Raw genomic sequence first — 21,748 nt, 5'->3', positions numbered from 1 at the left:
GGTTGCGCGCGCGCCCGCCGCCCCGGCCTAGTGCGGCACCACCAGCGTCAGATAGGGCGCCGGCGCCTTCTCCGCGGGGCCGACCGGTCCCGGCGCCTTGTGGCTCACCGGCGGCAGGCTCTTCAGATAGGCGGCGAGGGCTGCGGCGTCCGCGTCGGACATCGCGCCGTAGGAGGGATAGGGCATCATCGGCGCCAGCATGCGCCCGTCCGGCCGCACGCCCTTGCGCACCGCGTCGATGATCTCCTGCTCGCTCCATTGGCCGAGGCCGGTCTCCCGGTCCGGCGTGAGGTTGGGCGGATAGAAGATGCCCACCGTCGGCACCTGGAAGCCCACGTCCGCCCCGCCCAGATAGCGCGCCATCTCGGGCTTGCCGATGAGGGCGCCCGGCGTGTGGCAGCCGGTGCAGTCCATGATGGTGGCGAGATACTTGCCGCGCTCCAGCTTGCTCTCGGCCACGGCCGGTCCGGCGGCGAGGAGCGCCAGCACTAAAGCGGCGGCGCGGAAGCCGGCGCGGGACCGGCGGGGTCTTGGCATGATGGCCATGAAGAGATCACTCCGTTGGAATGGGGGCGCCGGTCCGCGGCCCGGCGGCGCCGCGAGGCGATGCCGGGGCGGACCGATCGCGGTTCGCATTGCCCTCCTGCGCATCCAGCGCAAGGCGCGGCCCGGCGCGCGGACGGAGCGCCGCCACCCCGCATGGCGCGCGCCGCCGCCGCCCCGCATGGCGCAGGCCGCGAGGTACTGCGCGGACGCCGGGGGGCGGCGCCGTGGCGGCGGTGGATAGGGACCGGCACCTGAACCGGCAATGAATGCCGGCGCCCCGGCGGAGCCGGTGGCGCCCGCGCCTCATCTGGGGCACGCTTGTTGCATCGCCTCGAGCGGGGGCGACGCGTCGGGTCCGCAGCAGCAGGGAGCACAGCCATGGCCTTCGTCCACCGGGTCGGCGCGACATCCTACGTGTTCGCCGACTTGAAGGAGGTGATGGCCAAGGCGACGCCGCCGCGCTCCGGCGACATGCTGGCGGGCATCGCCGCCGCGAGCGCGGAGGAGAACGTCGCCGCCAAGATGTGCCTCGCCGAGGTGCCGCTGACGCGCTTTCTCAGCGAGGCGCTCGTTCCCTACGAGACGGACGAGGTGACCCGCCTCATCCTCGACCGCCACGATGGCGCCGCCTTCGCCCCCGTGAGCGCCCTCACCGTGGGCGATTTCCGCGACTTCCTGCTGTCCGATGCGGCAACCCCCGACGCGCTCGCGCGCCTCGCGCCGGGGCTGACGCCGGAGATGGCGGCGGCGGTCTCCAAGATCATGCGCAACCAGGATCTGATCCTCGCCGCGCGCAAGTGCCGGGTGGTCACGCGCTTCCGCAACACCATCGGCCTGCCCGGCACCATGGCGGTGCGCCTCCAGCCGAACCACCCCACCGACGATGCCGCCGGCATCTCCGCCGTGATCCTCGACGGCCTGCTCTATGGCTGCGGCGACGCGGTGATCGGCATCAACCCCGCCTCCGACAGCCTGCCGGTGATCGACCGGCTCCTGCGGCTCATGGACGAGGTGATCCGGCGCTTCGACATCCCCACCCAGAGCTGCGTGCTCACCCATGTGACGAGCGCGATCGAGCTGATGAACCGCGGCGCGCCGGTGGACCTGGTGTTCCAGTCCATCGCCGGCACCGAGGGCGCCAACCGCTCGTTCGGCGTCGACCTCGCGGTGCTGCAAGAGGGCACCGACGCGGCGCGGGCGCTGAAGCGCGGCACGGTGGGGCAGAACGCCATGTATTTCGAGACCGGCCAGGGCTCCGCGCTCTCCGCCGGCGCCCATCACGGGGTCGACCAGCAGACGCTGGAGGCGCGCGCCTACGGCGTCGCGCGGGTGTTCGAGCCGCTGCTGGTGAACACCGTCGTCGGCTTCATCGGCCCGGAATATCTCTATGACGGCAAGCAGATCATCCGTGCCGGGCTGGAGGACCACTTCTGCGGCAAGCTGCTCGGCGTGCCGCTCGGGGTCGACGTCTGCTACACCAACCACGCCGAGGCCGACCAGGACGACATGGACACGCTGCTCACGCTCCTGGGCGCGGCCGGCGTCACTTACGTGATGGGCATTCCCGGCGCCGACGACGTGATGCTGAACTATCAGTCCACCTCGTTCCACGATGCGCTCTATGTGCGCGAGGTGCTGGGCCTGAAGCGCGCGCCCGAGTTCGAGGCCTGGCTCGAGAAGATGGGCATCACCGGGGCGGACGGGCGCCTTCTGCCGGCCGATGCCGGCCATCCGCTGCTCGGCCTGGTCAAGGAGCAGGCGGCGTGACCGCGCGCGATCCCTGGCTTTCCCTCGCCCGCCATACCCCGGCGCGCATCGCGCTGGGGCGCACCGGCGCGAGCCTGCCGACGTCCGAGGTGCTGCGCTTCGCCCTCGCCCACGCCAAGGCGCGCGACGCGGTGCATACCCCGTTCGACGCGGAGGCGGTGGAGGCGCACGTGCGCGGCCTCGGCTTCGACACCGTGCGGGTGGCGAGCGCCGCGCCCGGCCGCGACGCCTATCTGCGCCGGCCGGACCTCGGCCGCAGCCTCGCCGCGGAGAGCCGGGAGCGGCTCGCCGCGCTGGACGCACCGCCCGCCGATCTCGCCATCGTGGTGGCGGACGGGCTTTCGTCCGCCGCCATCCATGCCCACACGGTGCCGTTCTTGGCGGCGCTGAAGCCCTGGATCGCCCACGAGGGCTGGAGCCTCGCGCCAGTCGCCGTCGCCTCTCAGGCGCGGGTGGCGCTGGGCGACGAGGTAAGCGCGCTGCTGAATGCGCGCGCCTGCCTGCTGCTGGTGGGCGAGCGGCCGGGCCTGTCCTCCCCCGACAGCCTCGGCCTCTATCTCACCTTCGCGCCGCGCCCCGGCCGCTCGGACGCCGAGCGCAACTGCATCTCCAACGTGCGGCCCGAAGGGCTCTCCTATGAGCTCGCCGCCTTCAAGCTCGCCTGGCACCTCAAGGCGGCGCTGAGGCGCGGCCTCACGGGCGTCGACCTGAAGGACGAGAGCGATCTTTTGCTGGTGGCCGGACGGCCGCCGGCCGCGCTTCTATGACGTAAGGTGAATTACTGAAGAGGCATGCCTTTTGCCTTCCTTCAGCGTATGCATCGAACATGGTGCGGTGCCGTTATGGAAGGGCTGGTGTCATGGCGGACGGCAAGCATGCGGGCGTGACCTATACGAGCGTCGACGTCGCCTATTTCGAGCAGCGGGCGCTGAAGCGCCATGCCCGGGTCTGGTCGCTGTGGGCGCTCGGCGTGGGGGCGGTGATCTCCGGGCATTTCTCGGGCTGGAATCTGGGCATCGCCTCGGGCGGCTGGGGCGGCATGTTCATTGCCGCGATCATCATCGCCGTCATGTATCTCGGGCTGACCTTCTCCATCGCCGAGATGTCGCCGGCCTTGCCGCACACGGGGGCGGCCTATTCGTTCGCCCGCACCACCATGGGGCCGTGGGGCGGCTTCGTCACCGGCCTGTGCGAGAACGTGGAGTACGTCATCACCCCGGCGGTGGTGGTGTCCTTCATCGGCTCGTATCTCGGCTCGATCTTCGGCACGCCCACGGCGTTCCAGCCGGTCTACTGGATCTTCGGCTACGCCATCTTCGTCGGGCTGAACGTGGTCGGCGTCGAACTCTCCTTCCGGGTGACGCTGGTGGTCACGCTCGCCGCGCTCGCCTGCCTCGTCGCCTTCTGGGTCAGCGCGCTGCCGGTGGCGGACTTCTCGCGCTGGGCGCTCAATATCGGCGTCGGCCCGGACGGCGCGGCGGTGGAGCTGCCCAATGGCGGCGGCCCCTTCCTGCCGTTCGGCATCGGCGGCGCGCTCGCGGCCCTGCCGTTCGCCGTGTGGCTGTTCCTCGCCATCGAGCAATTGCCGCTGGCGGCGGAAGAATCGGTCGATCCCAAGGCCGACATGCCGAAGGGCATCATGGCCGGCATGGCGACGCTGATCGTCTCCGCCTTCATGATCGTGTGGCTGAACGCCTCGGTCGCCAACGGATCGTTCGGCCTGTCCACCTCGCTCGAACCGCTGCTCGACGGCTTCAAGGCGATCTATGGCGACGGGCTCGCCAAGCTCCTGGCCGGCGTCGCGGTGGTCGGCCTGATCGCCTCGTTCCACACCATCATCTACGCCCAGGGGCGGCAGATCTACTCGCTTTCGCGCGCCGGCTACTTCCCGCGCGGCCTCTCGGTGACCCATGGCGGGCGCAAGACGCCGCACGTCGCCATGGTGGCCGGGGCGCTGGTGGGCCTCGCCCTCATGCTCGCCATCTGGTTCGCGCTCGGGGCCGAGGCGGGCGCCGCGGTGATCGGCGGCACGCTGCTCAACATGGCGGTGTTCGGCGCCATGCTGTCCTATGTCATGCAGGCCCTGTCCTTCATCCTGATGCGCAAGAACATGCCGCACATCGCGCGGCCCTACCGCAGCCCCTTCGGCATCCCGGGGGCGGTGCTGACCATCGCCATCGCCCTCGTCACCATCGCCTACCAGCTCTCCGATCCGGTCTACCGCAACGGCGTGCTCGGGGTGGCGGCGTGGTTCGCGGTGGGCATCGTCTATTTCGCGGCGTTCGGGCGCCACAAGCTGGTGCTCTCCCCCGAGGAGGAGTTCGCGCTGTCCAAGGGCACCGCGGACTATAAGAGCTACTGATGAACAGGGCCCCCGCCGGCCGGGCTGGCGGGGGGCCATCCCGATGCGCCCGCCGCGCCAGGCGGGTCATCCTCCATCGCCGGCGGTGCGGTAGAGTTTGGTGAGCAATTCTCCCTGGCGCCGGGTTCCGGTCTTCGCAAAGATCTGCTTCAGGTACGCGCGCGCGGTCTCGTAGGAAATGCTGAGCTTTTCAGCGATCTCCTGCAGCGAATGGCCCGCGGCGAGCGCCATGGCGACCTCCCGTTCGCGCCGCGTCAGATCGAAACGCGATGCCAGCAGATCCGACGAGAACGCGCCGCGGCGCGCCGCCGTGCGCAGCAGCACGATCACCGTGGGGCCGGCGAAAAAGCGCTCGACGAGGCTCTGTCCGGAATTGGCCAGCGTCACCTGCAGCGACGGGGCGGCGCCAGCCCGGGAAATGGCCGAGGTGAACGTCCTCGAGCCCGCGTCGCGGGGGGCGCCCGGCTGGAGCATCTCGCCGAGCCTGGCGTCGAGGGCGTCGTCCCTCAATTGCAGCCGGTCGGCCGCGTCGCGACGGGGGCCCTCGCCGCTGTCCAGCAGGACCCGCGCGACCTCGTTGAGCCATTGGATTTTCTTGCCGGGTCCGACCCTTATCAGGCCCGTCTCTTGGCAGGCCAGCGCCTCCCCCACGGCCGCCAGCGACGATCCCTCCTGGGCCTGGCGGTAGATCCTGAAGACCCGATCCAGGTGCGGCGCGAGCCGGGTCAGCATGTCTGCGCCGTGCTGCCGCTCCGCATCGTCCTGCCGTGCACCAATGATGCTCAGCATGAAATTCAGCGATCCGGTTCGCTGCAGCGTAATTCCGATGCCGCCGCTGATCCCGAACGGCTTCAGGAGCTCGTTATAATATTCGGATCGCTCGACCGCCTCAAATGGCGCCATGTATTCCGAGCGAACCCCGAGCCCGATTGGCCGCCTGTCGAGATTTTGCATCCACAGGTTCTTGGGCGCGTAGTGGACGTACTGGCGCTTGAACTCGCTGTCGATGCCGTGAGACAGGGAGATGCCGCCGACGGCGGAAAACTGGTCATGAAAAAAGAGGGTGCTCTGGCCATTGGGCGTGCATCTGGCGATCTCGGCCAGGAAGCCGGCCCATGCCTCGTCGCGCACCAATGCGGAATAGATCAGGTCGATCAGGCGACCTTCCAGCCGGTCGAATTCCTCCCGGGATCCCAAGTGCATGGCGCCCACTGGTCTATGACGGGCGGACCGATCCTTGCTGCCTGTCGCGTCCAAGCCAACCGTTCCAATCGGTCCCGATTCGTATCGTAGCCTTACAAATTCCCTATGGCGATCAAAAGTGTCTCGCCGGAAACGGCCCGCGCCGGCCAACCGGGCGATCGCGGGCCGGCGCGGGAGCTAGCGCAGGGTCTCGACCGACACCACCCGGAAGGTGTGGGTCTCGTCCTCGTCCTCGCGGATGGAGACGTATTCGCCCACCTCGAACTTTTCCTCGCCGAAGCGGTAGCCCGCCTCGTCGTCGTCGGTGCCGTGAATGTCGTAGCGGAAGGCCCAGCTGCCGCCGGGGCGGCGCACCAGGTGGCCGCTCTCGTCCGGCTCGTCCGGGCGGAAGCGCAGCACCCGGCAGGCGTCGCGGTGCTTGGCCCAGAGCCCGGGCTCGATGTGGCCGCGCTCGTCCAGCGGCGCCACGAAACTGTAGCCGAAGTTGCGCGCCCCCTCGGGGTGGCCCTTCTCGCGCGCGAGCTCCAGCCGGATCTGGCGGAAGCCGGGGGGCAGTTCGGTCATTGTGGCGTCTCCCTCAAAAGGTGCGGAACAGATTCCGGCGCCGGGCGTTTCATGGCTGATGGGGCGACAGCACCGTTCAAGCCTGCCGTCCGCCGGGCGACGTCCCGCCGACGGCTCGGCGGTCTAAGGTGATTTAGTGGGCCGTGGATTGACGTGGCGCAAGGCCCCGAGGCCCGGCAGATGGGATTTTACCGGCGGGGTGGTCGTCGGGCCGTCGACGCAATCGCGGCGGCATGATGGGAGAAGCTCAGATGAACGATTCGGCGATTTTCCAGGGCCTCAACCGGGCCTGGAGCACCGGCACCCCGCCCATGGCATGGCCCATGGCGTTCTGGAAGAACTGCTTCTTCGACTGCCCGGTCGAGGTCGCGTCCCACATCCAGCGATTTGCCGGCCGGCAGATGCAGGATCAGGTGCAGCTGTTCTCCGAGCTTTCCAGGGAGGAGAACATGGCGAACGCCTTCACCAAGGAGGCCGCCTTCATCCAGCAGTCGGCGCTCGCCTGGAGCAGCGAGATGCTCGAGGTGGCGGAGCTGGTCCAGTCGAAGATGCTGAGCTCCACCCAGGTGGCGCCGCCCGACGCGCAGCAGCCCCCGGCCCACTGAACCGGGGCGGTGCGGTCCGCGCTCCGTCAGCCCCCGTCCGACAAGGCCGGCGCGAGCGGCCGCAAGCCTGACATCCGATCCCGGCCGGCGCCGTCCGCGCGCGCCCCGGTCCCCTTCTTCCGGCTCCCTTGGCGCCGCGTCGTCCGATCAGATCGCTTCGGCCCGATCGGATGACGCTCTAGGGGTCCTGCGTCCGGCAGGTGTAGCCCACGAAGCATTGCGGGTTATCGCGCGCCCGCACCCAAGCGGGCGTGAGCCCGGAGCGCATGTCGCAATAGCGCGAATCCGCCACGAAGCGGTCGAAGGTCGAGGGCGAGGTGGCGATGAGCGCCGCGCCCGCCACCGACACTTCATTTTCCAGATGGGCGCAGGCATCGAGGTCGGCGGGCGCGCGGGCCGCGGCGGCCGAGATCGGGGCGGCGAGCGCGACCAGGATCCCGGCGCAGCGGGAAAGGGCGAAGCGCGGCAAAGCAGGGCGCGGCATGACGGCGGTCTCCCGGAGCCCCGCATTCGGCGAAGCCGGCGCATCGTCGCTGCGCCACCCGGCACGGTCTTGCGCCTTGGCCCGCTCTTTCCCCATGCGCCCGCCGGCGCGCCTCAGAGCCGGCGCGCCACGTGGCGGCCATGGCCCTTGGCGCCGGTCAAGGCCCCATCGCGCGCCACCACCTTGCCCCGCACCATGGTGAGCACCGGCCAGCCGGTGACCTTCTTCCCCTCATAGGGCGTGTAGTCCGCCCCGTCCTGGATCAAAGCGTGGGTCATGGTGCGGGTGAGCTCGGGATCCCAGATGGCGATGTCCGCGTCCGCGCCGACCGCGATCGTGCCCTTGTTCGGATAGAGGCCATAGATCTTGGCGTGGTTGGTGGCGGTCACGGCGACGAAGCGGTTGATGTCGATGCGCCCCTTCACCACCCCTTCCGAGAACAGGAGGGGCAGGCGCGCGCCGACCCCGGGAATGCCGTTCGGCACCCAGCGGAAGCTGGTGCGGCCCTTGGGGGTCAGCTTGCCCTGGGGGTCGTCATAGCGGAACGGGCAGTGGTCCGAGGAGAACACCTGGAACACGCCCTGCTGGAGCCCCTCCCAGCACGCCTCCTGGCTGGCGATGTCGCGCGGCGGCGGCGAGCAGACATATTTCGCCCCCTCCATGTTGAGGCCGTCGAGGTCGGCGGCGGTGAGCACCAGATATTGCGGGCAGGTCTCGGCCAGCACCTTCAAGCCCTTGACCTGGGCGCGGCGGATCTCCTCCATGGCCTCGCGGTTGGAGACGTGCACCACCATCAGCGGCACGTCGGAGAGCTCGGCCAGCGAGATGGCGCGGGAGGTGGCCTCGCGCTCGGCGATGATGGGGCGCGAGGTGGCGTGGTAGCGCGGCGCGGTGCGCCCGTCCCGCTCCAGCCGCTCGGTGAGGAAGCGGATGATGTCGTAATTCTCCGCATGCACCATCACCAGCGCCCGGGTCTGCCGCGCCACCTCCATCACGTCGAGGATCTGCCGGTCGGTCAGCGCCAGGCCCTCATAGGTCATGAACACCTTGAAGGAGGGGTAGCCGTCCGCCACCAGCGCCGGCAGCTCCTGGCCGAGCACGCTCTCGCTCGGATCGGTGACGATGAGGTGGAACGAGACGTCCACATAGCATTCGCCCTCGGCCTTGGCGTGGTAGGCGTTCACCGCGCTCCTCAGGCTGGCGCCGCTCTCCTGCATGCAGAACGGCAGGATCGTGGTGTTGCCGCCCAGCGCCGCCGCGCGGGTGGCGGAGGCGAAGTCGTCGGCCATGACGATGCCCTCGCCCGAGGGCTGGGAGATGTGGACATGGCTGTCGATGCCGCCGGGCAGCACCCATTTGCCGGCGGCGTCGATCTCCTCGATGCCGGCGAGGTCCTCCCCCAGCGCGGCGATGCGCCCGTCCTTGATGCCGATGTCGCAGGAGAACACGTCGGCGGCGGTGGCGATGCGGCCGTGGCGGATGACCAGGTCGAAGGCGGACGGACGCTCGGGCATGGGCAACTCTTTCATGGTGTTGGACAATGATTTGCTAGATATCGCGGTCGGGGCGAATCGGCGAACGGACGGAACAGGCGCCATGGACGGGACGACGGCGAAGACGGCAACGGCACGCAAGCGCGCACCGGCGCGCGCCGCCCGTACGCCGTCCGCTCCCGCCGCGCCGGCGGCGGGCGCGACCGCGAAGAGCGCCCCGCTTTCGCGCCGCGTCCCCTTCGCCCGGCAGGTGGCGGACCTGCTGCGCGACATGATCATCCGCGGCGCGCTGCCACCCGGCGGGCGCATCGTCGAGCGCAGCCTGTGCCAGAGCCTCGACGTCTCCCGCACGCCGTTGCGCGAGGCGCTGAAGCTGCTGGAGGCGGAAGGCCTGGTGGAGATCTCCCAGAACAAGGGGGCGCGCATCATGTCGTTCACGCCGATCGAGGCCTCGCGCCTGTTCGAGGTGATCGCCGGCCTCGAGAGCCTCGCCGCCGAGCTCGCCGCCCGGCGCATGAGCGAGGAGGAGCTGGCGCGGCTCGACGCGCTGCATGCGCGCATGTGCGGCCATTACGAGCGCCAGGAGAAGGACCCCTATTTCGAGCTCAACACCCTGATCCACGATGGGGTGGTGCGGGCCTGCGACAACCCGATCCTGATCGCCACCCATGCAAGCCTCATGCTGCGCGCCCGGCGCGGCCGCTACATGGCGATCATCGACCCGCTGCGCTGGGAGGAATCGGTGCGCGAGCACACGGCGCTGATGGCGGCGCTGCACGCGCGCGACGCGGAGGCGGCGCGGCGCGTCTGGCGCCGCCACCTGATCCGCACCGGCGAGACCGTGTGCGCGGTGCTGGAGGCGGCCGGCATCCTCGATGCGCCGGCCGAGGGGGCCCCCGCCCCGGTTTGACGCCGCCCGCGCTTTGCGCCCGGCCCGGCGCGCCATGATGCGCAGATTGTCGGCAGCGGCGGCCCGCTCCGGCGGCGCGCCTGCAACCCGCGTCACGCCCCATCCGGCGCCGACTTCCCGATTGCGGCCAACAAGATACCGGGGCGCCGCCAGGGCCGCCGACGGCGCGCGGCGCCGGCGGGCGGGCCCCACTGCCTGCTTATGCACCATCCTCTGCCCAATCATTCAGCGGCACCGGCCCTAGCATTTTATCATTAACTCATTGCATATATTATTATAAATCAGATGGAATGCAATTTTATCCGGTTCGTCCGCGTCTCCAAGCCCTTCTGAACCAGAGAGAAACCGCCATGCCCCACCGTCCGTCCGACCGCCTCTGCGACCGCGCGAGCGCCGCGCCGTTCGCCTCCCGCCGCCGCTTCCTGGCGCTCTCGGTCTCCGCGCTCGCCGCCGCGGCCGCGGCCCCCGCGCTGCTGACCCAGCTGTCCGGCCGCGCCGAGGCCGCCCCGCTGACCATCGAGGACATCAAGAAGCGCGGCGTGGTGCGCATCGGCGTCGAGGCCGCCTACCGCCCCTTCACCTTCCGCGAGGGCAGCGCCATCGTCGGCTACGACGTGGATCTCGCGAAGGAAATCTTCGCCCCGCTCGGCGTGAAGGTGGAGATGGTGGACACCGCCTGGGCCGGCGTGATCCCGGCGCTCTATGCGGGCAATTTCGACGTCATCATGACCTCGCTCACCTACACCAAGGAGCGGGTCGCCAAGGTGGGCTATTCCATCCCCTATACCGAGGCGACCCAGGAGATGCTGGTGCGCGCCGCGGACGCCGGCACGATCAAGGACCTGTCGGGCATGTCCGGCAAGGTGCTGGGCGTCAAGCTCGGCTCGGCCGGCGACACCATGAAGACCGGCCTCGACGAGAAGCTGAAGGCCGCCACCGGCAAGGGCTTTTCCCAGGTCAAGACCTATGACGACCACCCCGCCGCCTATCTGGCGCTGGCCCAGGGCTCGGTAGACGGGGTCATCAACACGCTCGCCACCCTCACCCAGGTGGTGAAGGACGCGCCCGGCAAGTACGCCATCGTGCGCGACATCGGCCCGCGCAACTGGGCCGGCATCGGCACCCGCAAGGAGGACACCGACCTCATCGCCTTCCTCGATCAGCGCATCACCGCCCTCAAGGAGAGCGGCGCCATCTACAAGCTGCAGGAGAAGTGGTTCGGCGTGCGCATGCAGCTTGCCGACAAGGTGCCGACCTTCTCCTGACCCCGCGCGCGGGGCGGGCCGCCCGCCCCGTGGACGCCGCCGAAAGACTTGCCCATGAGCATCGACTGGTCCGTCGTCGAGATGGCCATCCCCCTCCTCGCGGAGGGCACGGTGATGACGCTGAAGATCGCCGCCATCGCCGGCGTGCTGGGCCTTGCGGGCGGCGTCGCCCTCGGCCTCGTCTCGCTCGGCGGCTGGATCTGGGCGCGCTGGCTGGTGCGCGGCTATGTGGACTTCATCCGCGGCACGCCGCTTCTGATCCAGATCTTCATCGTGTTCTTCGGCCTGCCGGCCATGGGGCTGCGCTTCGGCGAGTTCTGGGCCGGCATCATCGCCCTCTCGCTCAATTGCGCGGGCTATGTGGCCGAGGTGGTGCGCGGCACCGTGGGCTCGGTGGAGAAGGGCCAGACCGAGGCGGCGAAATCCATCGGCATGACGCGCGGCAAGATCCTCATCTACGTGCTGCTGCCCCAGTCGATCCGGCCGATGATGCCGGCGCTCACCAACGACGTCATCACGCTGCTCAAGAACACCTCGCTTTTGTCGGTGATCTCGGTCTACGAGCTGACCCGCTCGGGCCAGGCGATCATCGCCTCCCACTTCGCACCGGTGGAGATCTTCGCCCTGCTCGCCATCTATTACTATGCCATCATCAGCGTCCTCTCCTGGATCTCGCGGGTGATCGAGCGCCGGCTGCCGGCCTGGTGATGCCCATGCGCCCAGGCGACACCACCACGACGATGGCACCCCCTTCCGCCGAGCCGCGCCGCGAACGGCCGCTCCTCGCCGTGCGCGGGCTGCGCAAGTCGTTCGGCGAGCGCGAGATCCTCAAGGGCATCTCGTTCGACCTCATGGCGGGGCAAACTTTGGTGCTGATCGGGCCGTCCGGCTCCGGCAAGACCACGGTGCTGCGCTGCCTCAACCATCTGGAGACGCCGAGCGGCGGCACGATCGAATTGTCCGGCGAGCCGATCGGCGGCGCCTATGTGGGCGAGCCGCCGCGCTGGCGCCCGCTCGGCGAAGGCGAACTCGCGCGCCAGCGCCGCCTGTTCGGCTTCGTGTTCCAGCGCTTCAACCTGTTCCCCCACCTCACGGCGCTGGAGAATGTCGCGCTCGGCCCGCGCCAGGTGCTCGGCCTGCCGCGCAAGGACGCGGCCGCGCGCGCCGCCGCCCAGCTCGCCCGCGTGAGCCTTGCCGACCACATGGACAAGCGCCCCTCGCAGCTCTCGGGGGGACAGCAGCAGCGCGTCGCCATCGCCCGCGCGCTCGCCATGGAGCCGCGCCTGATCCTGTTCGACGAGCCCACCTCCGCGCTCGACCCCGAACTGGTGCACGAGGTGCTGGACGTGATGGCCGAGCTCGCCCGCGAGGGCATGACCATGGTGGTGGTCACCCACGAGATGAGCTTCGCCCGCCGCGTCGCCGACCGCCTGATCTTCATGGCCGATGGCGAGATCGTCGAGGAGGGCCCGCCCGCGGCGGTGTTCTCCGCCCCGCGCGAGGAGAAGACCCGGCGCTTCCTCGCCCATGTGCTGAACCGGTGAGCGCCATGACCGAGACGTCTCAAGCCCCTGCCCTCGATCTCCTCGTCACCGGCGCCACCGTCCTCACCGGCGATCCCGCGCGGCCGATGATCGAGGACGCCTGGCTCGGCGTGAGCGACAGCCGCTTCGCGCTGATCGAACAGGCCCGCGCCGACATGCCCGCCCCCACCGCGCGCCGGCGCATCCACCTGCCGGGCCGGGTGGTGACGCCCGGCTTCGTCAACATCCACACCCACGCCAACCTCGCCATGGTGCGCGGCGTGGCCGAGGATCTCGGCTTTGCGCCGGCCTACACGCCGGGCATCCCCCAAGGCCACATGGTGACCCCGGACGAGGCCTATGCCATCGCCCGCCTCGGGGCGCTGGAGGCGCTGCTGTTCGGCTCCACTTTGATCAACGACACCTTCGTCCATGCGGACGTGGTGACCCCGGCCATGGCGCAGATCGGGCTGCGGGTATGGTCGTGCGGGCGCATCCACGACGTGGACTTCTCCGGCGTCTCGCTGGGCCGCTGGGAGCATGTGGACGCCATCGGCGAGGAAAAGCTGAACGACGCTCTGGCGCTCGCCGCCCGCTACGAGGGCAAGAGCGGCGGGCGCATCGGCGTGCAGCTCGCCGCCCACGCGCCCGACACCTGCTCGACGCCGTTCCTCAAACGCATCGCCCGGGCGGCGGAAGAGACCGGGCTGCGCATCACCACCCACCTCTCCCAGAGCAAGGTGGAGGTGGCGCGCATCCGCGAGCGCGACGGCAAGAGCCCCCCGGAACTGCTGGAGGAGCTCGGCCTGCTCAACGACCGCCTGCTGGCGGCCCACTGCATCCATGTGAGCGAGACCGACATCGCCCGCATCGGCCGCGCCGGCATCCATGTGGCGCACATCGCCAAGGGTAACGCCACCGGCGCCACCATCGCCCCCACCCACAAGCTGCGCGCGGCGGGTGCCAAGCTCACGCTCGGCACCGACAACATGCATGCCGACATGGTGGAGACGATGCGCTGGGCGCTGGCGGCGGGCCGCATCCAGGTGGGCGCCGTGACGGACGAGTGGCAGCCTTCGACCGTGTTCGAGATGGCGACCCTGGCCGGCGCCCGCGCCATGGGGCTGGAGGCCGAGATCGGCTCCATCGCGCCCGGCAAGAAAGCGGATTTCGTCGCCTTCGACTTCCGCCGCGCCCATCTCACCCCGCGCACCAACGCGCTCGGCAACCTGGTCCATGTGGCGCACGGGCGCGACGTGGAGCTGGTGGCGGTGGACGGCGAGGTGGTGGTGGAGGCCGGCGCCCCCACCAAGGTCAACGAAGGCGAGATCCGGCGCGACGCCGAGGCGGCCATCGCCGCGCTCTGGCGGCGCGCGCGCGGGAGCTGACGGGAATGCGCATCCTCCTCATCAATCCCAACACGTCGGCCGACATGACCCAGCGCATGGTGGCGACCGCCCGGCCCATGCTGGCGCCGGACGTGGAATTGCTCGCGCTCACGGCCACCCAGGGCCTGCCTTACATCGCCAGCCGCGCCGAGGCGGTGGTGGCGGGCGCCATCACGCTCGAGATGATCGCCGCCCACCAGGACGGCATGGACGCGGTGGTGATCGCCGCGTTCGGCGATCCCGGCCTGATCGCCGCGCGCGAACTGTTCGATCTGCCGATCGTCGCCATGGCGGAAGCGGCCATGCTCACCGCCTGCATGCTGGGGCCGCGCTTTTCCATCGTCACCTTCTCGCCGGCGCTGACCCCCTGGTACGAGGACGCGGTGGCGCTCAGCGGGATGCAGGCGCGCTGCGCCTCCATCCGCGTGCCGGAGGTGGGCTTCCGCTCGGTGTCCGACGTGCAGCACGAACTGGAGGCCGAGCTGGTGGAGATGACCCGCCGCGCGGTCGCCGAGGACAAAGCGGATGCGGTGATCCTCGCCGGCGCGCCGCTCACCGGCCTTGCCCAGCGGGTGGCGGACAGGGTGCCGGTGCCGCTCGTCGACCCGCTCAGCGCCGCCGTGGGCCAGGCGCAGGTGCTCGCGCGCCTGAAGCCACGCCCGGCCACCGCGGGCCGCTTCGCCCGCCCCGGCCCCAAGGCCGCCACCGGCCTCTCCCCGGCGCTCGGCGCCTGGATCGAGCACGGGCCGAGCGAAGCGCACGCCAACGGGGCGCGTCCGAACGGCGGATGAGAGCGTTCCGGTCGGCCGGCGCCTGGCAAGCGGGGGATGCCCGGTCAAGCGCAAGCATGGGCGCGCACGGCCGGCAGGCCCGCCCGAGCGCCGCTCACCCCGGCCAGGGGCCGAGCTCGGCGGCCACCTGCGCCACCTTGTCGGGGCCGCCGCGGCCCATCCACACCGCCACCGCGCAGGCGGCGAACAGCTTCTGCACCTTCATGTCGGTCTCGTCGAACATGTAGCGCGCCTGGGACGCGGTGTTGAACATGCCCACCACCTCGCCGGCCCACATCACCGGCACGTAGACCGAGCAGCCGACCCTTCCGGTCTTGATGATCTGGCGGAAGATCGCGTCCTCGTCGGTGTTCTTCACCACCGCCGCCTGCTTGGTCTGCACCGTGTGGCCCGGCCGGCTGTCGGTGACCGAGATGCGGGCACGGCCGAGGCCGAAATTGTCCGCGAACACGATCATGTGGTCGCGGCTCGGGGCAATGAAGAAGCAGGCCGAGACGATGAACTGCGTCTCCCCCGGCTTCAGCGCGCCGGGCTTCATCGGCGCATCGGGGTCGCCGAGGAGCGCGCGGGTCGCGGTGGTGAAGTGGCGCACGCCCTCCTCCGGGTCGCTCTCGCGCCAGGCGGCCTCGTTGACGTCGTGCAGCACGTCGATGGCGCGCGCGTGGAAATCAGCCGGACGGGTCATGGGGGATTGGCTCCTGGAAGGGTGCGGTTTCGGGTGAAGACGGGCGCGCGCGCCGGCGTGCTCAGGCGGGCGCCCCGCCTCGGGCTATCGGCGCGCTCCCCTCCCCCTTGTGGGGAGGGGCGAGGGGGTGGGGGTCGCGCACCATCGGGAAGCCTTGCCTGAAGTCCGCAGGCGGTCCGGACACCCCCTCCCCTGCCCCTCCCCACAAGGGGGAGGGGCGCACGCGGCAGGCACGGCGCCGCCATCTCAGTGGCTGAGGCGGGCGGGGAAGGTGTCGGGCGCGATCTCCATGCACTGGCAGCGGCGGAAGATGCGCTCATAGTGCGGCGAGATGCGCTCCACGTCCCGTTCCGAGGCGGCGAGCTGCGGCGCGATCCGCGCATGCGCCGCGCGGATCTCCTCGAGGATGGCGGCCTCATCGATGCGGGTGAGCTTGCCGGCCTGTTCGATCACGGCGCCGTCCACCATCACCAGGTCGACCTCCGCGCGGGACGCGGAATAGACCAGCTGCTGCAGCGGATTGTTGAGCGGCGTGAAGGGGATGGAGTCGAGCCGGTAGCCCACGAGGTCGGCGATGCGGCCCGCCTCCACCGCGCCCAATTCCTGGTCCCTTCCGAGCGCGCGGGCGCCGCCCATGGTGGCGGCGTAGAACGCCTCCTGCGCCCCCACCCATTCGGTGTGCTCGCCGCGCAGCTTCTGCAGCAGCGCCGAGAGATAGAGCGCGTTCTGCATGTCCGTGCCCTCGATGGAGCCGCAGCCGTCGGTGCCCATGCTCACGTTCACGCCTGCTTTGAGCAGCGCGCGCACGGGGGCAAGGCCCGAGCCGACCTTCAGGTTCGAGGGCGGGTTGTGCTGGATGGTGACGCCGGTGCGCGCCAGGATGTCGATCTCGCGCGGGTTCAGCCAGATGCCGTGGATGAAGGCGGTCTTCGGCTTCATGAAGCCGATGCGCTCCAGATACTCGATCATGGTCGAGCCGTAGAACAACTGGCCCGTGACCACCTGCATGCGGGTTTCCTGCACGTGGATCATCAGCGGCAGGTCGAACTCGTCCGCCATGCGGCGCACCGCCAGCAGGAAGTCTTCGCTGCAGCGCTGCGGCGCCGAGGGCGCGGCCATGTAGGCGACGCGGTTGGTGGAAGGATGGCGCGTGCGGGCGAGGCCGGTCGCGAAGTCCAGCAGCTCGGCGCCGGAATACATGGGCGTGCCGTCGAGCTCGGCCAGCAGATCCTTCGGGAATTCCTCGTCCACGAACGGCACGGCGCGGAAGAACGGCTTGTCGAACAAGGTGATGCCCACGTTCGCGCGGATGCCGATGTCGTCATAGGCCTGGAACACCTGCTCCACGTGCTCGGGGCGGATGCGCGGGCTCTGGTTGGTGTCGTCGCAGATGGTGGTGGTGCCGCTCCGCACCGCCTCGATGGCGCCGATCATGGTGCGCAGATAGATGTCGCGCGGGGTGAAATCGATCGGCTTCAGCGGCCGCACATAGTTCATCCACAGCTCGAGCGGCAGGTTGTCCTTGCGGCCCTTGTAGAAGCCCTCGTGGCTGTGGTGGTGGCCGTTGATCAGGCCGGCGGCGACCAGCAATTCGCGCCCGTCGATCACCGTCCCCTCGGGCGCGCGGGCGCCCGCCGGGCGGATCTCGGCGATCCGCCGGCCGTCGATCTCGATGTCCACCGGACCGGGGGCCGGGGTGGCGGCCTCCCCGAGCAAGGCATGGCAATTGACGATGGTGGTCTTCACGCGGCGTCTCCACTCTTCTCGTTGATCGATCGTCTGGTCGGCGCGTCGATGCGCCCCTCCTCCACCGCGTGGCAGGCGACGGAGACGGCCGCGACGCGGATCGGCTGCGGCCGCTCGGCGGCGCAGCGCGCATCGGCGAGCGGGCAGCGCGGATGGAAGGCGCAGCCGGAGGGCGGGGCGAGCGGGCTCGGCACCTCGCCCGAAAGCCGCGCGCGCCCCCGGCGCGGCGCGTGCGGATCGGGCACGGTGTCGAGCAGCGCGCGGGTATATGGATGGAGCGGGCGCTCCAGGATCTGCCCCGCATCCCCCTGCTCCACCAGGCGGCCGAGATACATGACGCCGAGGCGGTCCGCCATGTGCGCCACCACGGCGAGGTTGTGGGAGATCAGCAGGAAGGTCAGCCCCAATTCGCGCTGGAGCTTCCTCATCAGATTGAGGATCTGCGCCTGCACCGAGACGTCGAGCGCCGAGGTCGGCTCGTCGCACACCACGAAGGCGGGGTTGGAGGCGAGCGCGCGGGCGATGGAGATGCGCTGGCGCTGGCCGCCGGAGAATTGGTGCGGATACTTGGCCGCGTCCTTGGGCGAGAGGCCGACGGTCTCCAGCAATTCTGCGATGCGCGCATCGAGCGCCGGCCCGCGCGCCATCAAACGATGGGTGAGGATCGGCTCGGCGACGATGCGCCCGACGCGCCAGCGCGGGTTGAGGCTGGCATAGGGGTCCTGGAAGATCATCTGCAGGTTGCGCCGGTAGGGCAGCGCGCCGCGGCGGGTCCGGAAGCCGGCCACGTTCACCCCCATGAAGGAGACGCTGCCCGTGGTCGCCGCCTGGATGCCGGCGATGGTGCGGGCGATGGTGGACTTGCCGCAGCCCGATTCCCCCACCAGGGCGAAGGTGGAGCCGCGCGCGACCTCGAAGTCCACCGCCTCCACCGCATGCACGGTGCGCCGGGGCGCGCCGGTGACAAGGCGCTTCAGGAGCGGCGGCGAGGCGTCGAAGCGCACCGTCAGCTGGTCCACCGAGAGGATGACGTCGGCGGCGCTCATGCGCCTGCCCCCGCGAGCGCCGGGTCGGCAAGCCAGCAGGCGACGCGCGAGGCCCCGGCCTGGAAGCTGCCGGGACGCTCCACGGCGCAGCGGTCGAAGGCGCGCGCGCAGCGCGGATGGAAGGCGCAGCCCGCGACCGGCGCATCCGGGCGCGGCATCGCGCCGGGGATCTGCATCAGTTCCGCCGTGCGCCGGCGCATGGAGGGGATCGAGGCCATCAGCCCGCGCGTATAGGGATGGCCGGCCGCTTCGATCAGCGCGCGGGTGGGGCCGATCTCCACCACGCGGCCGGCATACATCACCGCCACCCGGTCGGCGACCTCGGCGATCACCCCCATGTCGTGGGTCACCAGCATCACCGCGGTGCCGCGCTCGCGGCACATGCGGCGCAGGAGGTCGAGGATCTGCGCCTGGATCGACACGTCGAGCGCGGTGGTGGGCTCGTCGGCGATGATCAGCCGCGGTTCGCAGCAGAAGGCGAGCGCCAGCACCACGCGCTGGCGCATGCCGCCGGACAGCTCGTGCGGATAGGCGGAAAGGCGCTCGCGCGGCGCCGGGATGCCGACCTCGGCGAGCAGCCGCTCGGCCCGCGCCTGCGCCTCGCTCCGCGTGATCGGCAGATGGGTGAGCATGGTCTCGGCGAGCTGGGCGCCGATGGTCATCAGCGGGTCGAGGCTGGTCAGCGGGTCCTGGAACACGGCGGCGATCTCTTTGCCGCGCAGCGCCCGCATGGCCTCGGCGCCGAGCGTGTCGATGCGCCGGCCGGCAAACACGATCTCGCCCGCCGCCTGCCGGGCCGGCGGCTCCAGCAGCCCCAGCACGGCGGTGCCGGTGACCGACTTGCCGGCGCCCGATTCCCCCACCACGCCGAGGATCTCGCCCGCCGCGATCTCGAACGAGACGTCGGCGATGGCGGTGAGCCGCCGCCGGCGGGCGACGATCTCGACCGAAAGGCCGCGCACCTCCAGAAGCGCGCTCATTGGGCGAGCCTCGGATTGAGCGCGTCGCGCAGCCAGTCGCCGAAGATGTTCACCGACAGGGACAGCAGCACCAGAAGCGCGCCCGGCGCGGCGCTGATCCACCAGTCGCCGGAGAACACGAACTCGTTGCCGATGCGCACCAGCGAGCCGAGCGAGGGCTGGGTGGAGGGCAGGCCGACGCCGAGGAAGGACAAGGTCGCCTCGGTGAGGATGGCGAGCGCGAGATTGATGGTGGCGATCACCAGCACCGGCCCGAGCACGTTGGGCAGGATGTGGGTGAACAGGATGCGCCCCGTGTCGACGCCGATCACCCGCGCCGCCAGCACGTATTCCCGGCTGCGCTCCACCAGCACCAGGCCGCGCACCGTGCGGGCATATTGCACCCAGAACGAGGCGGCGATGGCGAAGACGAGGATCGGCATCGCGAGCGCGTCGTGCACCTCGCGCGGCAGGGCGGTGCGCGTCACCCCGTCGATGAGCAGGGCGATGAGGATGGCGGGAAAGGACAGCTGCACGTCGGCGATGCGCATGATCACCGCGTCGAGCACGCCGCCGAAATAGCCCGCCGCCAGCCCCAGCAGCACGCCGGCGACCGCCGCCAGAGCGACGCTCGCGAGCCCCACGAGGAGCGAGGTGCGCAGGCCGTAGATCATGGCCGAGAGCATGTCGCGGCCCTGCGGGTCGGTGCCGAGCACATAGGTGTCGCCATAGAGGCCGACGCTGCCGGGCGGCAGGCGGGCGTCCACCACGTTGGCGGCGGCGGGGTCGAAGGCGTCATAGGGGGCGATCGCGTCCGCCCCCAGCGCCACGGCGAACAGCAGCACGCCGACGACGAGCGAGAGCATGGCCACCGGCGAGCGGCGCAAGCGGTAGAGGAGGTCGCCGTCCCACCAGGACGAGACCGCCGCGCGGATGCCGGCGGCGCTCAAATCGCCCTCCCCGCCGCCCGGCCGGCGCGCACGCGCGGGTCGATGGCGACGTAAGCAAGATCCACCGCGAGGTTGATGATGGCGAAGCACAGGGCGATCAGCACCAGATAGGCGGCGAGCAGCGGCACGTCGGCGAACTGGATCGCCTGGATCACCAGGAGGCCGAGGCCGGGCCACTGGAACACGGTCTCGACGATGATCGAGAAGGCGAACACGTTGCCGAACTGCAGCCCGACGATGGTGACCACCGGCAGCAGGGTGTTGCGCAGCGCGTGGCGATATTCGATGGCGCGCGGCTTCAAGCCCCGCGCCTTGGCGAAGCGGATGAAGTCGGTGCGCATCACCTCCAGCATCTCGGCGCGGGCAAGCCGCATGATGAGCGCCAGCTGGAACACCCCGAGCGTCACGCTGGGCAGGATGAGGGCCTTGATGCCGCTGACCGTGAGCAGGCCGGTGGTCCACCAGCCGAGCCCCACCACCTCGCCGCGCCCGAACGAGGGCAGCCAGCCGAGCCAGACCGAGAAGATCAGGATCAGCGCGATGCCGATCAGGAAGGTGGGCAGCGCCACGCCGATCAGCGAGACCGCGAGCAGCACCTGGGACAGCCAGCTGCCGCGGTTCAGGGCGGTCCACACGCCGAGCGGCACGCCGAGGCCGGTGGCGATGACCATGGAGATGAGCGAGAGCTCCAGCGTCGCCGGGAAGCGCTCGGCGATCAGCGCCGAGACCTTCTGGCCGAAGCGGTAGGAGATGCCGAAATCGCCCTGGACCGCGTTCGCCACGAAGCGGGCGAACTGCACCACCATGGGGTCGTCGAGCCCGAGCGCCTGGCGCACCGCCTCGCGGTCGGCGACGCTCGCCGCCTGCCCCACCATGTTGTTCACCGGATCGCCCACATAGCGGAACAGCGAGAAGGCGACGAAGGTGGCGACCAGCAGCACGAGGACGGTCTGTCCCAGCCGGCCAAGGAGAAAGCTCATGCGGCGGCCCCTGTGGCTTGGCGACGGCGTTCGATCGCGCCGCGCCTCCCCTCCCCCTTGCGGGGAGGGGCGAGGGGGTGGGGGTCGCGCCGCCGCCGGGCGGCATACCGGAGCAAGGCCGGAGACGCCGTGACACCCCCCACCCTGCCCTCCCCCACAAGGGGGGAGGGTGGCAAGCGGAGGGGGACCGCCTGGTAGGGGTAAAGGCTCATGTCACGGTCTCTCTTCCAGGCCGGGCGCGCCCTGCCCGCTCTCCTGCGGCGAGGGTGCCACCCTCGGCCGCATCGCGCCTCCCCTCCCCCTTGTGGGGAGGGGCGAGGGGGTGGGGGTCGCGCCGCCGCCGGGCGACATGCCGGAGCAAGGCGGGAGAGGTCCCGACACCCCCCACCCTGCCCTCCCCCACAAGGGGGGAGAGTGGCAAGCGGAAGGGGGCCGCGCCGCGCCGCCCCTCCCCCTTGCGGGGAGGGGTGAGGGGGTGGGG

At 70.5% G+C, this 21,748-nt stretch carries 21 protein-coding genes; 10 read left to right on the top strand and 11 right to left on the bottom strand.

What is annotated here, in order from left to right; translation table 11 throughout:
* Positions 1-27: 27 nt before the first annotated feature.
* The gene (locus ABLE88_RS16565) at positions 28-546 is read right to left on the bottom strand and encodes a c-type cytochrome (protein WP_348832795.1); all 519 of its coding nucleotides are present in this window, start codon (positions 544-546) and stop codon (positions 28-30) included.
* Positions 547-924: 378 nt separating this feature from the next.
* On the opposite strand from ABLE88_RS16565, the gene ABLE88_RS16560 reads away from it, so the two are divergent.
* From ABLE88_RS16560 to ABLE88_RS16550, 3 genes are all read left to right on the top strand, one after another.
* Positions 925-2,313 carry an ethanolamine ammonia-lyase subunit EutB gene (locus tag ABLE88_RS16560; protein WP_348832794.1) on the top strand — a complete coding sequence of 463 codons (1,389 nt, stop codon included), beginning with the start codon at positions 925-927 and terminating at the stop codon, positions 2,311-2,313.
* The gene (gene eutC, locus ABLE88_RS16555) at positions 2,310-3,080 is read left to right on the top strand and encodes an ethanolamine ammonia-lyase subunit EutC (RefSeq protein ID WP_348832793.1); all 771 of its coding nucleotides are present in this window, start codon (positions 2,310-2,312) and stop codon (positions 3,078-3,080) included. The genes ABLE88_RS16560 and eutC overlap by 4 nt, the downstream gene beginning before the upstream one ends.
* 92 nt (positions 3,081-3,172) lie before the next feature.
* Complete coding sequence (locus tag ABLE88_RS16550) at positions 3,173-4,675, top strand: amino acid permease (protein WP_348832792.1); 1,503 nt, start codon at positions 3,173-3,175, stop codon at positions 4,673-4,675.
* A gap of 66 nt (positions 4,676-4,741) precedes the next feature.
* On the opposite strand, the gene ABLE88_RS16545 is transcribed toward ABLE88_RS16550, so the two are convergent.
* Both ABLE88_RS16545 and ABLE88_RS16540 read right to left on the bottom strand, forming a co-directional pair.
* Positions 4,742-5,932 (bottom strand): helix-turn-helix transcriptional regulator, encoded by a 1,191-nt coding sequence (locus tag ABLE88_RS16545; RefSeq protein WP_348832791.1) that lies wholly within the window; start codon positions 5,930-5,932, stop codon positions 4,742-4,744.
* Positions 5,933-6,055: 123 nt separating this feature from the next.
* Positions 6,056-6,442 (bottom strand): hypothetical protein, encoded by a 387-nt coding sequence (locus tag ABLE88_RS16540; protein WP_348832790.1) that lies wholly within the window; start codon positions 6,440-6,442, stop codon positions 6,056-6,058.
* Between the two features lie 251 nt (positions 6,443-6,693).
* Here ABLE88_RS16540 and ABLE88_RS16535 point away from each other — a divergent pair, with 251 nt between their 5' ends.
* On the top strand, positions 6,694-7,047 hold the full coding sequence (locus ABLE88_RS16535; protein ID WP_348832789.1) for a hypothetical protein: 354 nt from the start codon (positions 6,694-6,696) through the stop codon (positions 7,045-7,047).
* Between the two features lie 178 nt (positions 7,048-7,225).
* Here the strand turns inward: ABLE88_RS16535 and ABLE88_RS16530 are convergent, their stop codons facing one another.
* The gene (locus ABLE88_RS16530; protein ID WP_348832788.1) at positions 7,226-7,531 is read right to left on the bottom strand and encodes a hypothetical protein; all 306 of its coding nucleotides are present in this window, start codon (positions 7,529-7,531) and stop codon (positions 7,226-7,228) included.
* A gap of 113 nt (positions 7,532-7,644) precedes the next feature.
* Positions 7,645-9,045: a dihydropyrimidinase gene (hydA, locus tag ABLE88_RS16525; protein ID WP_348832787.1), complete on the bottom strand. Its 1,401-nt coding sequence runs from the start codon at positions 9,043-9,045 to the stop codon at positions 7,645-7,647.
* Positions 9,046-9,127: 82 nt separating this feature from the next.
* Here hydA and ABLE88_RS16520 point away from each other — a divergent pair, with 82 nt between their 5' ends.
* From ABLE88_RS16520 to ABLE88_RS16495, 6 genes are all read left to right on the top strand, one after another.
* The gene (locus tag ABLE88_RS16520; protein WP_348832786.1) at positions 9,128-9,934 is read left to right on the top strand and encodes a GntR family transcriptional regulator; all 807 of its coding nucleotides are present in this window, start codon (positions 9,128-9,130) and stop codon (positions 9,932-9,934) included.
* Between the two features lie 350 nt (positions 9,935-10,284).
* A complete protein-coding gene (locus ABLE88_RS16515; protein ID WP_348832785.1) occupies positions 10,285-11,199 on the top strand; it encodes a transporter substrate-binding domain-containing protein in 915 nt (304 codons plus the stop codon).
* Between the two features lie 54 nt (positions 11,200-11,253).
* Complete coding sequence (locus ABLE88_RS16510) at positions 11,254-11,907, top strand: amino acid ABC transporter permease (RefSeq protein WP_348832784.1); 654 nt, start codon at positions 11,254-11,256, stop codon at positions 11,905-11,907.
* Positions 11,908-11,912: 5 nt separating this feature from the next.
* Positions 11,913-12,743, top strand: coding sequence for an amino acid ABC transporter ATP-binding protein (locus tag ABLE88_RS16505; protein WP_510182909.1), 831 nt, complete (start codon positions 11,913-11,915; stop codon positions 12,741-12,743).
* A 5-nt stretch (positions 12,744-12,748) separates the two neighbouring features.
* The gene (locus ABLE88_RS16500) at positions 12,749-14,110 is read left to right on the top strand and encodes an amidohydrolase family protein (protein WP_348832783.1); all 1,362 of its coding nucleotides are present in this window, start codon (positions 12,749-12,751) and stop codon (positions 14,108-14,110) included.
* Between the two features lie 5 nt (positions 14,111-14,115).
* On the top strand, positions 14,116-14,901 hold the full coding sequence (locus ABLE88_RS16495) for an aspartate/glutamate racemase family protein (protein WP_348832782.1): 786 nt from the start codon (positions 14,116-14,118) through the stop codon (positions 14,899-14,901).
* Positions 14,902-14,995: 94 nt separating this feature from the next.
* On the opposite strand, the gene ABLE88_RS16490 is transcribed toward ABLE88_RS16495, so the two are convergent.
* The 6 genes from ABLE88_RS16490 to ABLE88_RS16465 all read right to left on the bottom strand — a co-directional run bounded on the left by ABLE88_RS16490 (position 14,996) and on the right by ABLE88_RS16465 (position 21,267).
* Entirely contained in the window at positions 14,996-15,586 is a 591-nt protein-coding gene (locus ABLE88_RS16490) for a GAF domain-containing protein (RefSeq protein ID WP_348832781.1), read from the bottom strand.
* A gap of 246 nt (positions 15,587-15,832) precedes the next feature.
* Positions 15,833-17,332, bottom strand: a complete 1,500-nt coding sequence (locus tag ABLE88_RS16485) for an amidohydrolase family protein (RefSeq protein ID WP_348832780.1) — start codon at positions 17,330-17,332, stop codon at positions 15,833-15,835.
* Positions 17,329-18,378: an ABC transporter ATP-binding protein gene (locus ABLE88_RS16480; protein ID WP_348832779.1), complete on the bottom strand. Its 1,050-nt coding sequence runs from the start codon at positions 18,376-18,378 to the stop codon at positions 17,329-17,331. The genes ABLE88_RS16485 and ABLE88_RS16480 overlap by 4 nt, the downstream gene beginning before the upstream one ends.
* A complete protein-coding gene (locus ABLE88_RS16475) occupies positions 18,375-19,358 on the bottom strand; it encodes an ABC transporter ATP-binding protein (protein ID WP_348832778.1) in 984 nt (327 codons plus the stop codon). The genes ABLE88_RS16480 and ABLE88_RS16475 overlap by 4 nt, the downstream gene beginning before the upstream one ends.
* Entirely contained in the window at positions 19,355-20,287 is a 933-nt protein-coding gene (locus ABLE88_RS16470; protein WP_348832777.1) for an ABC transporter permease, read from the bottom strand. Before ABLE88_RS16470 ends, ABLE88_RS16475 begins: the two co-directional genes overlap by 4 nt.
* Positions 20,284-21,267 carry an ABC transporter permease gene (locus ABLE88_RS16465; RefSeq protein WP_348832776.1) on the bottom strand — a complete coding sequence of 328 codons (984 nt, stop codon included), beginning with the start codon at positions 21,265-21,267 and terminating at the stop codon, positions 20,284-20,286. The genes ABLE88_RS16470 and ABLE88_RS16465 overlap by 4 nt, the downstream gene beginning before the upstream one ends.
* Positions 21,268-21,748: the final 481 nt, after the last annotated feature.

The organism is Xanthobacter luteus, from assembly GCF_040049235.1.
In the GTDB taxonomy this organism is placed as follows: domain Bacteria; phylum Pseudomonadota; class Alphaproteobacteria; order Rhizobiales; family Xanthobacteraceae; genus Xanthobacter.
The sequence above is the reverse complement of the archived record's forward strand: the minus strand, read 5'-3'. Positions and strand labels throughout refer to the sequence as shown.